General features: G+C 65.7%; 12 protein-coding genes. 2 read left to right on the forward strand and 10 right to left on the reverse strand.

Going from position 1 to position 13252, the window contains the following annotated elements:
• Positions 1-35: 35 nt before the first annotated feature.
• The 6 genes from ACTJK4_RS12725 to ACTJK4_RS12750 all read right to left on the reverse strand — a co-directional run bounded on the left by ACTJK4_RS12725 (position 36) and on the right by ACTJK4_RS12750 (position 5060).
• Positions 36-479, reverse strand: a complete 444-nt coding sequence (locus ACTJK4_RS12725) for a nuclear transport factor 2 family protein (protein WP_232039005.1) — start codon at positions 477-479, stop codon at positions 36-38.
• A 115-nt stretch (positions 480-594) separates the two neighbouring features.
• On the reverse strand, positions 595-1062 hold the full coding sequence (locus ACTJK4_RS12730; protein WP_012430774.1) for a universal stress protein: 468 nt from the start codon (positions 1060-1062) through the stop codon (positions 595-597).
• A gap of 91 nt (positions 1063-1153) precedes the next feature.
• Positions 1154-2053, reverse strand: a complete 900-nt coding sequence (locus ACTJK4_RS12735; protein WP_260803329.1) for a LysR family transcriptional regulator — start codon at positions 2051-2053, stop codon at positions 1154-1156.
• 26 nt (positions 2054-2079) lie between these two features.
• Complete coding sequence (locus tag ACTJK4_RS12740; RefSeq protein ID WP_092971024.1) at positions 2080-2400, reverse strand: AtuA-related protein; 321 nt, start codon at positions 2398-2400, stop codon at positions 2080-2082.
• 1 nt (position 2401) lies between these two features.
• Positions 2402-3757: an acyclic terpene utilization AtuA family protein gene (locus ACTJK4_RS12745; protein ID WP_440818071.1), complete on the reverse strand. Its 1356-nt coding sequence runs from the start codon at positions 3755-3757 to the stop codon at positions 2402-2404.
• Between the two features lie 4 nt (positions 3758-3761).
• Positions 3762-5060 (reverse strand): CitMHS family transporter, encoded by a 1299-nt coding sequence (locus tag ACTJK4_RS12750; protein ID WP_260803326.1) that lies wholly within the window; start codon positions 5058-5060, stop codon positions 3762-3764.
• Between the two features lie 199 nt (positions 5061-5259).
• Here ACTJK4_RS12750 and ACTJK4_RS12755 point away from each other — a divergent pair, with 199 nt between their 5' ends.
• Together ACTJK4_RS12755 and ACTJK4_RS12760 are read left to right on the forward strand one after the other, a co-directional pair.
• Positions 5260-5808 carry an RBBP9/YdeN family alpha/beta hydrolase gene (locus tag ACTJK4_RS12755; protein ID WP_316871901.1) on the forward strand — a complete coding sequence of 183 codons (549 nt, stop codon included), beginning with the start codon at positions 5260-5262 and terminating at the stop codon, positions 5806-5808.
• A gap of 56 nt (positions 5809-5864) precedes the next feature.
• The gene (locus ACTJK4_RS12760; RefSeq protein ID WP_440818072.1) at positions 5865-8231 is read left to right on the forward strand and encodes a heavy metal translocating P-type ATPase; all 2367 of its coding nucleotides are present in this window, start codon (positions 5865-5867) and stop codon (positions 8229-8231) included.
• Positions 8232-8261: 30 nt separating this feature from the next.
• Here the strand turns inward: ACTJK4_RS12760 and ACTJK4_RS12765 are convergent, their stop codons facing one another.
• The 4 genes from ACTJK4_RS12765 to leuA form a co-directional block, all read right to left on the reverse strand.
• Positions 8262-9887: a mucoidy inhibitor MuiA family protein gene (locus ACTJK4_RS12765; protein WP_440818073.1), complete on the reverse strand. Its 1626-nt coding sequence runs from the start codon at positions 9885-9887 to the stop codon at positions 8262-8264.
• A gap of 87 nt (positions 9888-9974) precedes the next feature.
• Complete coding sequence (gene cadR / locus ACTJK4_RS12770; RefSeq protein ID WP_232039013.1) at positions 9975-10451, reverse strand: Cd(II)/Pb(II)-responsive transcriptional regulator; 477 nt, start codon at positions 10449-10451, stop codon at positions 9975-9977.
• Positions 10452-10468: 17 nt separating this feature from the next.
• Entirely contained in the window at positions 10469-10855 is a 387-nt protein-coding gene (locus ACTJK4_RS12775) for a four-helix bundle copper-binding protein (protein ID WP_232039014.1), read from the reverse strand.
• A 127-nt stretch (positions 10856-10982) separates the two neighbouring features.
• The gene (gene leuA / locus ACTJK4_RS12780) at positions 10983-12695 is read right to left on the reverse strand and encodes a 2-isopropylmalate synthase (protein ID WP_440818074.1); all 1713 of its coding nucleotides are present in this window, start codon (positions 12693-12695) and stop codon (positions 10983-10985) included.
• Positions 12696-13252: the final 557 nt, after the last annotated feature.

Consider the following 13252-nt stretch of genomic DNA (forward strand, 5'->3'; position numbering starts at 1 on the left):
TCGTTATGGAATGAGGGAAAGGGGGCGAGCGGGTCTCAGGCTTCAGCCTTGAGCAGTGCGAGCTTGGCGCCCAGCTTGGCGCCCATGGCTGCGCCGAGTGCCTGCAAGCCGGTGGCCGGACGGACCATGACTTCAAATTCGACGATCTTGCCTTCAGCGTTGAAGCGCACCATGTCGATGCCCTTGAGGGCCTTGCCGCTCACGTTGGCGCTGAATTCCAGCACCACACTGGCGCCATCGTCGGTGGCGAAGCTGCGGTGGTATTTGAAGTCTTCAAAGACGGTGTTGACGGTGCGCAGGACCAGCGTGGTTGCAGTGCGGCCCGGGTAAGGCGTGTGCGCCACGGGCGAGCGGAAAACCACTTCGTCGGCGAACAGCCGGTCGAGATCGTCCATGTTGCCGCTGTCGAGCATGGCGTGCCACGCCTCGAGCGTGGCTTGCGCGGGGGCGTTCAATGTCTGGGGAATCGGCTGCGGCATGCTGGCTCCTGGGCAGAAAGTGCAACGGATTGCATCAATGTGGGACGCAACATAGCACAGCCAACTTTCTCTATGCAACAAGTTGCATAGTGGGGCCCTTCGACTTCAGTCGTTGTCAGCCGGCAGCGTTCTGGGGGTGCGGTGCACGTACCACGATGACGGTGCGGTGCGACAGGCGCGCCGTGCGCTCGGCCACACTGCCCAGCAGAAGGCGCGCGAGCCCGTGCTTGCCGTGCGAGCCCACCACGATGGTGTCGGCCTGCCACCGCTCGGCCTCGTGCTCGAGCGCGAGGCCGATGTCGTCGTCGGTGGAGTCAAGCATCAGCACGCCAGTTTCAGCAGCGGTGCCGTCAGCGTCGAACAGGCGCTGCAATTCGACCAGCGATGCGCTGGCCGTGCGGTGCGCCTCGTCGCGCAACTTGTCGACGCTGTAGATTTCGCGCGACTCCGGCATGGCCGGCGAGCCGATCGCCCAGACGACCCGGACTCGGCCGTTGAATGCGCGAGCAAGGGCGGCGGCTTCCTCCACCGCCAGGTGGGATTCATGGGTGCCGTCGAAGGCAGCAAGAATGCGTTGATGCATTGGGGCGCTCCGCAGAATCGGAATGGGAATGCCTCACTGTAGCAGCGCAGGTGGGCGATGCTGCACCCGGATGTGCCCGGGTTGCGCCGCATCAAACAGACGCCGTCGTGTGCGCTGGGTGCGCCAGCAGCAAGTCGAGCAGCCCTTGCGCCGCCACCGACAGGCTGCGCCCGTCGCGTCGGATGACATACAGCGTACGCACGAGCCCAGGCAGCGGCAGCGGCCGCACCACCAACTCCGGCAGGCGGAACTGGAACAGCGCCAGCGCAGGAATGACGGTGATGCCCAGGTTGGCCGCCACAAGCGCCGCCGCCGTGGCCAGGTGCTCGACTTCCATGCCGCTGCGCAGCTTGGTCGGGTGCAGCGCCGCATCGAGGTATTGGCGGATGCTAGTGTTGCGCGCGAGGTGGATGAACGGCGTATCGACGAGGTCGCCCACGGCCAGCGCCGGCTTGCGCGCCAGCGGGTGATCCTGGTGGCAGACGAGGTGGAAGTCGTCGGTGCAGAACGGTTGCGCGGTCAGGCCCGCCATGTCGGCGCCCATGGCCGCAATGGCGAAGTCCGCTGACCCGCGCCGGACCATGTCGATGCACGGGTCCGACAGTTGATCGTGCAGCGCCAGTTGAATGCCCGGATGCTGTGCAGAGAATGCGGCCAGTACGCCCGGCAGAATGCCCGCCGCGATTGACGGCAAGGCGGCCACCGTTACGCGCCCCGTGCGGGCTGCGGCGCGATCGCGCAGCTCGGAAAACGTCGCCTCGAAATCGGCCAGCAGCCGCAGCGCAGATTCCGCAAAGGCTTCGCCCTCGGGCGTCAGTTCAACATGGCGCGTATTGCGGTCGAACAGGCGCACGCCGGCATCGGCCTCCAGGTTCTGGATCAGCGCGCTGAAGGCCGATTGCGACAAGTGGCACGTCTGTGCCGCCTGCGTGAAGTTCTTGTGCTCGCGTAGCGCGGCAAAGGCGCGGAGCTGCTTGACGGAAAGGTTCATGGCGATGGCGGGCGTGGTGCGCCAGCTTAGCCCGGAATCTCCAGCGTGAGCAGCGCGCTTGCGAGCGATTTGCCATGCGCATCCAGCGCCAGCGAGCGCGTCACGCCACCGGCCAACGCACCGTGCAGCACAAAGTTGAGCGCGCCGAGCTGGGGCAGCACGTAGCGCTCGACATCGCCGCGGACGAGTTCAGCGAAATGCGCGCGCACGCGCTCGGCCGTCACGTGTTGTTCGAGCATGGCGAAGTCTTCGGCGCATTCCGGACGAAGTGCGATGACGGAGATGCAGGAGATGTCGCCCTTGTCGCCGGCGCGTGTGTGGGCGAGGTCGCGGAGGGTGCGGGGCATATCAGCTCTCCAGAATGTCTACGGCGTGCGGGGCGAGTTCAGCGGGAATCAAAGTCGAGGCGACCGCGATGATCTCGCGCGCACTCTTCGTTGCGCCGCCGCCGCCGGACGGGCCGCACGTCAGCAGGGTTTCGACTTCGTTGCCGATGCGCACGGCTTCGGCCATCGACTCGGTGCGCGCGGCCACGCGCACGCGCACTTCGTACGGTTCGGCACCGGTGCGAGAGAGGGCTGCACCGTGCAGCGCATCCACTCCGATCAGCTCGAAGCGCGTTTCCGTCATCTGCACGCCGGTCAGCGCCAACCGCTCGCGCACGATGTCGAGCGCCAGCTTGCCGCGGGCCACCGCGTTGGGGCCGGCATAGCTGATTTGGCCTTCGCCGATATAGCTGTCGAGATAGCCGATCGAAACCTTCAACTGGCCCGTGCGCGGTGTGCCGGTGGCGCCTTCAATGACGACGCGGTTTTTGCCGCCGCTGTGCATGCGCACGTTGGAGAAGTCCGCGACCACGTCAGGCGTGAGGTACCGCGCAGGGTCATGGATCTCGTACAGCAACTGCTCCTTGCACGTGGCTTCGGTGACGAGGCCGCCGGCCGAGGCGACCTTGGTGATCAGCACCGAGCCGTCTTCGCCCACTTCGCCAATGGGAAAGCCCAGTCGTGCGAGGTCGGGTACGTCCTTGATGCCGGGGTCGGCAAAGTAGCCGCCGGTGATTTGCCCCGCGCATTCGAGCAAATGCCCGGCAAGCGTGCCGCAGCCCAGGCGGTGCCAATCGTCCATGCGCCATCCAAAGGCGTGGATGAGCGGCCCGAGCGCGAGCGCCGGATCGGCCACGCGCCCGGTGATGACGACGTCCGCGCCTTGCGCCAGCGCATCGACAATGCCTTGCGCACCGAGATACGCATTGGCTGACACCATGCGCGCGTGCAGCGATGTGACCGGTGCGCCGCCATCCATCAACGTGAAGTCCTGGCCGCGGGTTTGCAGCAGGTCGAACACGTCGTCGCCGGTCACGGCCGCCACGCGCAGCTTCAGGCCCAGCTCGCGGGCGATGTCGCGCGTGCGCTCCGCCGCCGCCTGCGGGTTGGCCGCGCCCATGTTGGTGACGATGCGGATACCGCGTGCCGCGCATGCCGGCAGCACGGCGCGCATGCGCGCTTCGAGCAGCGGGTCGTAGCCGTGCGATGGGTCTTTGCGGCGCACCTGCTGCGCCAGCGCGATGGTGCGCTCGGCCAGGCACTCGAACATCAGCACGTCGATGTCGCCGTACTCTGCGAGTTCCAGCGCCGGTTCGATGCGGTCGCCGGAATAACCGGCGCCGCCGCCGATGCGGAATGTTTTCAACGCGGTCTGCATGCCATCACCACGGAAGCACGCCCAGCACCACGGCCACTGCGGTCATCAGCAGCGAGGCACCGAACAGGAAGGGGATCGAGAATTTTTGGTGGTCGGCCAGCTCGATGCCGCACAGGCCCACCACGAGGAAGGTCGCCGGCGTGAGCGGGCTGACCGGGAAGCCGGTAGTCATCTGGCCAAGCACGGCGGCCTGCGCCACATGCACCGGTGCAACCCCCAGCATCTTCGAGGCTTCTGCCACAACCGGCAGCACACCGAAGTAGAACGAATCCGGATCGAACAACAGCGACAGCGGCATCGACAGCACGCCCAGCACCACCGGAATGTGGTGTGCCATGCCGGGCGGAATGAAGTCGACCGCCGTCTTCGCCATCGCCGTGAGCATGCCGGACTTGCTCATGATGCCGGTGAACACGCCTGCCGCCAGCAGAATGCTCGCCATCATCAACGCGGCCTTGGCGTGGGCGTCCACGCGCTGGCGTTGCTGATCGACATTCGGGTAGTTGAGGAGCAGCGCGGCCACCACGCCCAGCATGAACATCACCACCGGGTCGACCTTGCCGCTCACCATCACGCCCATCACGACGACGGTGAGGATGATGTTGATCCAGAAATTGCGGGGGCGGCGCAGCGCTTGTTCCGCATCTGACAGCGGGCGGGCGACGACTTGCGCGCCACCAGCGTGGTTGGTGAGGCCCAGGCGTTTTTCTTCACGCTTGCCCAGCAGCCATGCGCACGCGAACACGAAGATGAGCCCCGCAATCTGCACCGGGATCAGCGGGTTGAAGATGTCCGTGACGGGCATGTGCAGGGATGCGGATGCGCGAATCATTGGCCCGGTCCACGGAAGGAAGTTCACGCCGCAGGCCATTGACGTCACGCACGCCAGGATGCGGCGGTCCATGCCGAGCCGGTCATACAGCGGCAGCATTGCCGGAATGGTGATCAGAAACGCCACCGCGCCCGAGCCGTCCAGGTGAATCAGCAGGGCCAGCAACGCCGAGCCCACCACGATGCGCGGCGGGCGGCTGCCCACAGTGCGCAGGATGCGGTCGATGATCGGGTCCAGCATGCCGGCGTCAGTGACGATGCCGAAGTACAGGATGGCGAAGATGAACATCCCCGCCACGGGCGCGACGTCCTTGATGCCGCCGATGATGAACTTGCTGGTGTTGAGCCCGAAGCCGCCCACAATCGCGGCGATGACGGGAATGGCAATGAGCGCGACCAGCGGCGACATGCGCTTCGTCAGGATGACGACAAACAGCGCCACGATGGTCAGCAGCCCGAGCAGTGCGAGCATGGTCTCCTCCGAGTTTTTTGGATTCGGAACCCCTGTTGGCGGGATTTAGGAGCGACTGTAGAAGTTGGCGATCTGCCTGTGAAACAGAATATTTGGATCGATTGTGCGGACTTGCCGATGAGTGGTGCCTACGCCGCCTGCCAAATCGCGGCAGAATGTCTCGCATTCCCCATCTGCCTATCCAACGCCGGAGCCCCCCGTGAGCGCTACCCCCACCGTCCTGATCCTCCCCGGCTGGCAGAACTCCGGCCCCGAGCATTGGCAATCGCGCTGGGAACGCCTGCATGGTGACCGCCGTGTTCAACAGCGCGACTGGTTTGCCCCGAAGCGTGCGGATTGGGTGGCCGCGCTGGAAGCCGAAGTCAGCGCGGCGCCTGGCGATGTCGTATTGGTGGCGCACAGCCTCGGCTGCGTGCTGACGGCACATTGGGCGGCCACTTCAGCTCGTGCGGTGCGCGTGCGCGGCGCCTTGCTGGTCGCACCGCCGCAGATTGATCGCGCCGACATGCCGCCGGAGCTGGCCGACTTCCGGCCCATTCCGCAACAGCGTTTGCCATTTCCCGCTGTGCTCGTCTTCAGCACCGATGACCCGTTCAGTGACGCAGCCTGGAGCGATGGCCAGGCCGAAGTGTGGGGAGCCGAGCCCGTCAACCTCGGCGCGCGCGGCCATATCAATGCCGAATCGGGGCTGGGCGATTGGCCGGAAGCCCGTGCCATCGTCACCAAGTGGATGAAAGACCTCATCTGACGCCACGGGAACATGGGGCTTGACCCTGAAGCTTCTTCAGGGTTTTGAATGGAGGCATGAAACCCGATCTCGCCTCCACCCTGCCTGTCCACGACCACGCCAAGCCGGAAGCCTCCGGCTGTGGCGGTTGCTGCGGTCATGCGCAACCGGTCGCAAGGGACACCGCTCAACATGCGCATGATCATGAGCACGACCACCACGATCATGACCACGGCCACGCGCCCGAAGCCGCTGCCCCCGTCGATGCCGAAGCGCGCGCAGCCGCCACCGGCCGCACCGTCCTGCGCATCGAGCAGATGGATTGCCCAACCGAAGAGCGCATGATCCGCGCCAAGCTGGGCAATGCGGAGGGCGTTGTCGCGCTGGATTTCAATTTGCTGGAGCGTCATCTCACCATCCACCACACCATTGACGATGTCGCGCCCTTCCTGGGAGCGCTGCGCGCCATCGGCATGGACGGCGAGGTGCTTGAGCAGCGCGATCGCCTGGCTGCAACACCTGTTGAGCCGACGCGCATCTCGCGCCGCACCTGGCTGCTCGGCATCGGTGGCGTGACCGCATTCGGCGCCGAGGCCATCGCCTGGTCGCTCGGTGATCACGCATGGCCGGTACTGGCGCTGGCGCTTGCTTCTATTGCACTGGCCGGCGGCCCGACGCTGCGCAAGGGCTGGATCGCCGTGCGCGCACTCACGTTCAACATCAACTTCCTGATGGCGGTGGCCGTCATCGGCGCGCTGCTGATCGGCAAGTGGGCCGAAGCGGCCATGGTGATCTTCCTGTTTGCCGTGGCAGAAGCCATCGAAGCGCGCGCGCTGGTGCGTGCCCGCGATGCCGTGCGCGCGCTGACGGCCATCGCGCCGGACACCGCCGAGTTAGCCGATGGGGCGGGCGGCTGGCGCGATGTGGCGGTCGACAGCGTTGCCGTTGGCGCGCGCCTGCGTGTGCGCACCGGCAGCCGCGTGCCTGTCGACGCGCGCATCGTGAGCGGCCGCGCCGCGCTGGACGAATCGCCCGTCACGGGCGAAAGCCTGCCGGTGGAAAAAGCCGTTGGCGACTCCATCCTCGCCGGCACCATCGTCACCGACGGCGTTGTCGAGGCGCAAGCCACGGCGGTGGCTGCGGACAGCACGCTGGCGCGTATCGCCGGGGCTATCCAGCAAGCGCAATCGCAGCGCGCGCCCACGCAGCGCTTTGTCGACAAGTTCTCTTCCATCTACACGCCCGCGATGATGTTGCTGGCGCTCGCGGTGGCCGTCATCGGCCCGCTGGTCACGGCCGACGGTTGGCTGGCGTGGACGTATCGCGCGCTGGTGCTGCTGGTGATCGCGTGCCCGTGCGCGCTGGTGATCTCCACGCCCGTCACGGTCGTCAGCGGCCTGGCCGCCGCCGCGCGCCGCGGCATCGTCGTGAAGGGCGGTGTGTATCTGGAAAGCGGCCGGCGCCTGCGCGCGTTGGCGCTGGACAAGACCGGTACGCTCACTGCCGGCCGCCCGGTGCTGGATACGGTGATGCTGCCCGACGGCGCACGCCGCGCCGTCGCGGATTTGAACGCCGCAACCGATGCGACGCAGTTGCAAGCATTGGCAGTGGCCGCGGCGCTCGATGCCAACACCACGCACCCGATTGCCGTGGCCATCGTGCAGGCCGCTGCGGCGCATGGCGCGGTCGATGCGAATTCGGTGGAAGACCTGTCGGTCCTGCCGGGCCGTGGTGTGGCGGGCACGCTCAATGGCGTGCGTTGGCATCTGGGCAACGCGGCGCTTGTTGCAGAGCGTGGCTTCGACACGTCCGACTGGCGCGCCGCTGCCGAGTCGCTGCAAGCGGAGGGCATGTCTGCCGTCACGCTGTGCGATGCGAACGGCGCAGTTGCGCTCTTTGGCGTGCGAGATCGCGAGCGCCCCGAAAGCGCCGAAGCCATCGCTGCTTTGCGCGCACTGGACGTGACGCCCGTCATGCTCACCGGCGACGACCGCCGCGCTGCGCAGGCCATCGCCAAGACGGTCGGCATCGACAACGTGCACGCAGAACAGCTACCCGCCGATAAGCAACGCGTGGTGGGCGAGCTGGCCGCACAGCATGGCTTTGTCGGCATGGTCGGCGACGGCATCAACGACGCCCCGGCGCTGGCGCGCGCCGACATCGGTTTCGCGATGGGCGCGGCCGGTACGGCCACCGCGCTGGAAGCCGCCGACGTGGCCATCATGGACGACGACCCGCGCAAGCTCGCCAGCTTCATCCGCATCAGCCGTCGCACGGTGGCCGTGCTGCGTCAGAACATCGCGCTGGCGCTGGGCATCAAGGCAGTGTTTCTCGCATTGGCCGTGATGGGCGACGCCACGTTGTGGATGGCGATCTTTGCCGACGTGGGCGCGAGCCTGCTGGTGGTGTTCAACGGGCTGCGGGTGATGCGCACGCGCGCCTGATCTGTCGGCGCGCGTGCGGGGCCGACGCGATCAGCGCAGGCCTGTGATGCGCGCGTCCTTCGGATAGGTGATGAGGTAGTCAGCCGAGAAGCGCGCGCTCTCGCCGGCTGGAATCGTCTGCTCCCACGCGATCACGCCGGCGCGGCGTTCCCAGTTGCGCTTGGCAGGTTCCGGCGAGAAGGTCGAGCGCACCTTGATATCGTCAGACTGGCTGACCGGCGAGGCTTCCAAAATCTGCACGTCGATGGCGTCCCGGTGGCGGTTGCGTACGGTGTAGAGCGCCGCCAACTGGCGCTCGTTGCGGTTGTCCAACAGGCCCACGCTGCGCTGGAACGTCTTCGGCGTTTCCACCACCACGCTGACGAGATCATCGCGGCCAAAGGGCAGCGTGACCTTCTGATCTTCGCCGGCCGGATTCCACTGCGTGCTGCCAACCACTGCGCCATCACGGCGCAACTGCATGTTGCCGGCGGGCCAAATGCCTTGGGGGCGGTCCACCGTGGCGACCAGGTAGGCGTTGGCGTCCATGCGCGGCGTACTGCGCGCAGCAAGTTTTGCGGGCAGCGTTTCGCTCGCCAACGTAAGGGTGACCTTCTGCGCGTCGGAGGGCAGTTCGGTTGCGCCTTGCACGTCGAACTCGGTGGCAAACGCAGTCTGGACGGCGTTCACTTCGAACAGCGGTTCGCTGTCGGCCGTTTCGCGCAACCCCCAACGCTGAGCCTTGGGCGCTGGCGCCATCGCCGCTGCGGGTGCGGCGGGATAGGGCATTGCCTGCGGTGGCGGCTGAATATCCAGTTGCCACGCATACGGTTCCGGCCCGCGCGGCGTGTTGCGCGGCTGGCCGGTCGATAGGCGCAGATGCACGCCCCGCCAGTCCTCGCCGGTGGATTGCGCAAGCGTGGCTTGCCGTTCCACAACGACATTCGAACGCACTGAATCGACACTCGCCTGATAGGCCGGCCGCCAGCCCGCACGCGATGTCTGATAGCTCACGCGCAACTCACCGCCGCGCGGTGCCGCCACGGCAATGCGCACGGAGCGCAGCGTGCTGGACGCCGAGCCGTGCGTGCGTTGCAGCGCGTCGAGTTGCGCCTTCAATTCAGCGTCGCGCTTCTTCAGTTGTTCCTGGCGGGTAAAGACGTCTTGCGCGTTACGTGCCAGCGCGTCGGTCGCGCGGCCCAGCGTTGAAAAATCGGTGGCCGGTGCGCGGCCATCGCCGCCCGTGCGCTCGCTCACGGCCTTCAGGTAGCTGGCCGACAGCGCATTCGCCTGGATCTGCACGCCAAGTGCGGCGCGCTGGTCTTCCAGCGTGCGGATCTGTGTGTCCAGCGCTGTTCTGGCGCAGCCGCTGCCTTCGCTGGGAACGCTTTCCACACGCACATCGCCCACGCGGATGCTGCTGTCGCCTTCCACGCGCAGGCTATCTGCGTCGAACGTCATTGGCAGGCAGGTCAGTTCTACGCTGCGGGCGCCTGCGGCCACCGTGGCCGTGCGCACGACGGTGGCGCTATCCGGATACAACGTGACATCGGTGATGCGCGAAGGCGTCGCTGCCTGCGCCGTGACAGCCGCGGCAGACGCGATGGCGCCAAGCGCTGCGCATGCCACGCGTTGTTGATGCTGGAATCGTGCTGCCGTAGCCGGTTTCGTCTTCATCCGCCTCACCCACGTGTCGTGAAATGCGGCGAGTATCGCACGTCAAGGCGCACGTCAAAGTGACGTGCCAGGCAGGGGAAAGACAGCTCAGCGATGCACGCCGCGAATATGCCGATGCGCGTGTTCGCCCTCGCCATGTTCATGGCTGTGGCCGTGATGATTGGCGGCGACGGGCTCTTCGTGCAGCGATTGCAGCACGCCGCACTCAGCCACCGAAGCGGCCGTCGTGCAGCGCTGCCCGATCGCCTCGATCTGGCCTTTGAGGTCGGTCAGCTCGGCAATGCGCGCTTCAACGTGACGCAGGTGTTCGTCCAGCAGGTTGTTGATCTCTTCGCACGACGCCTGCGGGTTGGCCTGCAGTTCGAGCAGGCGGCGGATTTCCGTATGCGCCATGTCGAGCGACCGGCACTTCGCAATGAAGGCCAACTGCTCGACATGCTCGGGTGTGTAGACGCGGTAGTTGTTGGCGGCGCGCGCAGCCGGAGGCAGCAGGCCCTGCGCTTCATAGAAGCGGATGGTCTCGATGCTGATGCCCGTACGCTGGGCGAGTTCGCCAATTTTCATACGCGTTGAAAAAAGAATCAGAAAACAGTCGGCTCCGCGGTGACCGCTTCGACGCCAGCGACTTTCAGGCAGGCGTCCATGCAGGCGCGGCAGGCCGTTGCGCAGGCGCTGCAATGGCCTTGGCCGTGATGATCGCATTCTTCCGCGCATTGGGAGCAGATCTCGGCGCAGTCTTCGAGAAGCAGGTCTGCGAATTCGCTGTTGCGCTCCAGGAATTTGCGCGTGAGGGCACAGTATTCCGCGCAATCCGTGCACACGCTGATGCAGCGGGCCATGGCTTCGGCGTGGCCATTCTTGCCGCATTCCGTCGCGCAATGAGTGCAAGCGGCCTCGCATGCCTGCAGCGCCTGGATCACACTGGCAAAACGCTTGGCATTCTCTTTCGCGGTCGGACGAGTGGTCATGTCGGTTCTCCTGTGGCAGTGGATGTGCACGCGGGCGCGCTTGGAAAGGGATGAGCCCGGGCGCGGCCCGAGACTCATCTTTCCAATTTAGCAACTCGCGCTCCACTGTGTGAGCCCGACTTGTGCGTTACACCGCGTGCGCCTCGCTTTTGCCGCTGCGCAGCATGCCGCTACCGGCGCGTGCGATCAGGCGATTGACCCCGCCCACCACGGCGCGAATCGACGCGGTTGTCAGGTTGGCATCCACGCCCACGCCGAATACGCTGCCCGCCACGTCCGGTGCAGCCATTTCTGCAAATGCGATGGCATCGGCATTGGCGCCCTGGCCCAGCGCACGTTCTTCGTAATGATGGATCGACACGGGGGACGCCAGCACGTGCGACAGCGCATGCACCAGCGCATCCAGCGGCCCGTTGCCGGTACCTTCGCAGATGTGCTCGCGGTCGGCGATGTTGACCACCAGGCGGATGTGCTGGCTGCCGTCATCGCGCTCGGTCAGCCGGTGCGATACGTAGCCGATCGCGCCGTCGCCACGCAGATAGGTCTGCTGGAACAGTGCCCAGATGTCGGCACCCGTGGCTTCGCGGCCGCTCTCATCGGTCAACTGCTGCACGGTGCTGCTGAATTCCACCTGCAGGCGGCGCGGCATGGCCACGCCGTAGCCGGATTCCAGCAGATAGGCGATGCCGCCCTTGCCCGACTGGCTGTTCACGCGAATGATCGAGTCATACGTGCGGCCCACGTCGGCCGGGTCGATCGGCAGGTAGGGCATTTCCCACAGCGCATCGGGCTTCTGCACCGCAAAGCCCTTCTTGATCGCATCCTGGTGCGAGCCCGAGAACGCCGTGAACACCAGGTCGCCCACGTACGGGTGACGCGGATGCACCGGCAGTTGCGTGCAGTCTTCGCAGGTCCGTGCCACGTCATTGATGTGCGAGAAATCCAGCTCCGGATCCACGCCCTGCGAATACAGGTTCAGCGCCAGCGTGACGAGATCCACGTTGCCCGTGCGCTCGCCATTGCCGAACAGGCAGCCTTCCACGCGGTCGGCGCCGGCCATCACGGCCAGTTCAGCGGCTGCCACGGCCGTGCCGCGGTCATTGTGCGGATGCACGGAGAGGATGATCGAATCGCGGCGCGCCAGGTTGCGATGCATCCATTCGATCTGGTCTGCGTAGATGTTTGGCGTGGCCATCTCCACCGTGGCCGGCAGGTTGAAGATGATCTTGTGCTCGGGCGTCGGCTCCCAGACCTCGGTCACCGCGTTGCACACCTCCAGCGCGAAATCCAGTTCGGTGCCGCTGAAGACTTCGGGGCTGTATTGGTACGTCCACTGCGTCTCGGGCATCGTCTGAGCAATCTCGCGGATCAGCTTGGCGCTTTGCACGGCAATGCGCTTGACGCCCTCGCGGTCGGTGTTGAACACCGTGCGGCGGAACACCGGCGCGGTTGCGTTGTAGACGTGGATGATGGCGCGTTTGGCACCGCGCAGCGATTCCATCGTGCGGCGGATGAGGTCTTCGCGCGCCTGCGTGAGCACTTCGATGGCCACGCCGTCGGGGATGTGTCCACCCTCGATCAGCTCGCGCACAAAATCAAAATCGGTTTGAGAGGCGGCGGGGAAAGCGGCTTCGATTTCCTTGAAGCCGATCTGCACGAGCATCTTGAACATGCGCATCTTGCGCTCGGCGTTCATGGGCTCGAACAAGGCCTGATTGCCATCGCGCAGGTCCGTGCTCATCCAGATCGGGGCACGGGTGATCGTCTTGTTGGGCCAAGTGCGATCGGCGAGGGCGATAGCGGGGAAGGGGCGGTACTTGGTGGAGGGGTTCTTCAACATGGTGAGTGCGTCTTGTGAGATCGAGATCGGTTTCGTACAACGGGGTCGGCCGCGCGGGCGGCGTCCGGGGTGGCCGGAATCGGGTTCGGCATGTGGCGGCCAGACAGCCACGGGCGCGTGGTCTGGCAACCGGTCGGTAGTCGTAGCGAAAGCGGGATCGAGGCGGGCATGAGAGGCTCCAACGATTCGGCGCACGGACTGCGCCACACACAAGGCCCGTCGCCGCTTAGGGCACGGACCGGTCAAACACCGGAACGAGGGGGAAAGAGAGGTCTACGCGCTTACACGCGTAGTAGAGAAGCGGATAGCAGACCGCGCACGCACAAGAGGGTGCGGGCAGGAGCGGTTTGGAGGGTGGTCTGCTGAGAATGCATTTGGCGATAGTGATGGGGAAGGCCGGGGGCTGTCAAGTTGCTTTGGCGGATAGAGGTCGGTTTTTTGGGGCAGATGAAACACCAGATCCAAAGCCAACGAAAACGTGTGCTACCCGCCAGAAGCCATGTGACGTGGGCGCCAGCAGAACCCATCCGAACCTGCTTTAATACACCCCGTCCATG

The sequence above is a fragment of the Ralstonia sp. 22111 genome, assembly GCF_052045895.1.
GTDB classification, from domain to species: Bacteria; Pseudomonadota; Gammaproteobacteria; order Burkholderiales; family Burkholderiaceae; genus Ralstonia; species Ralstonia wenshanensis.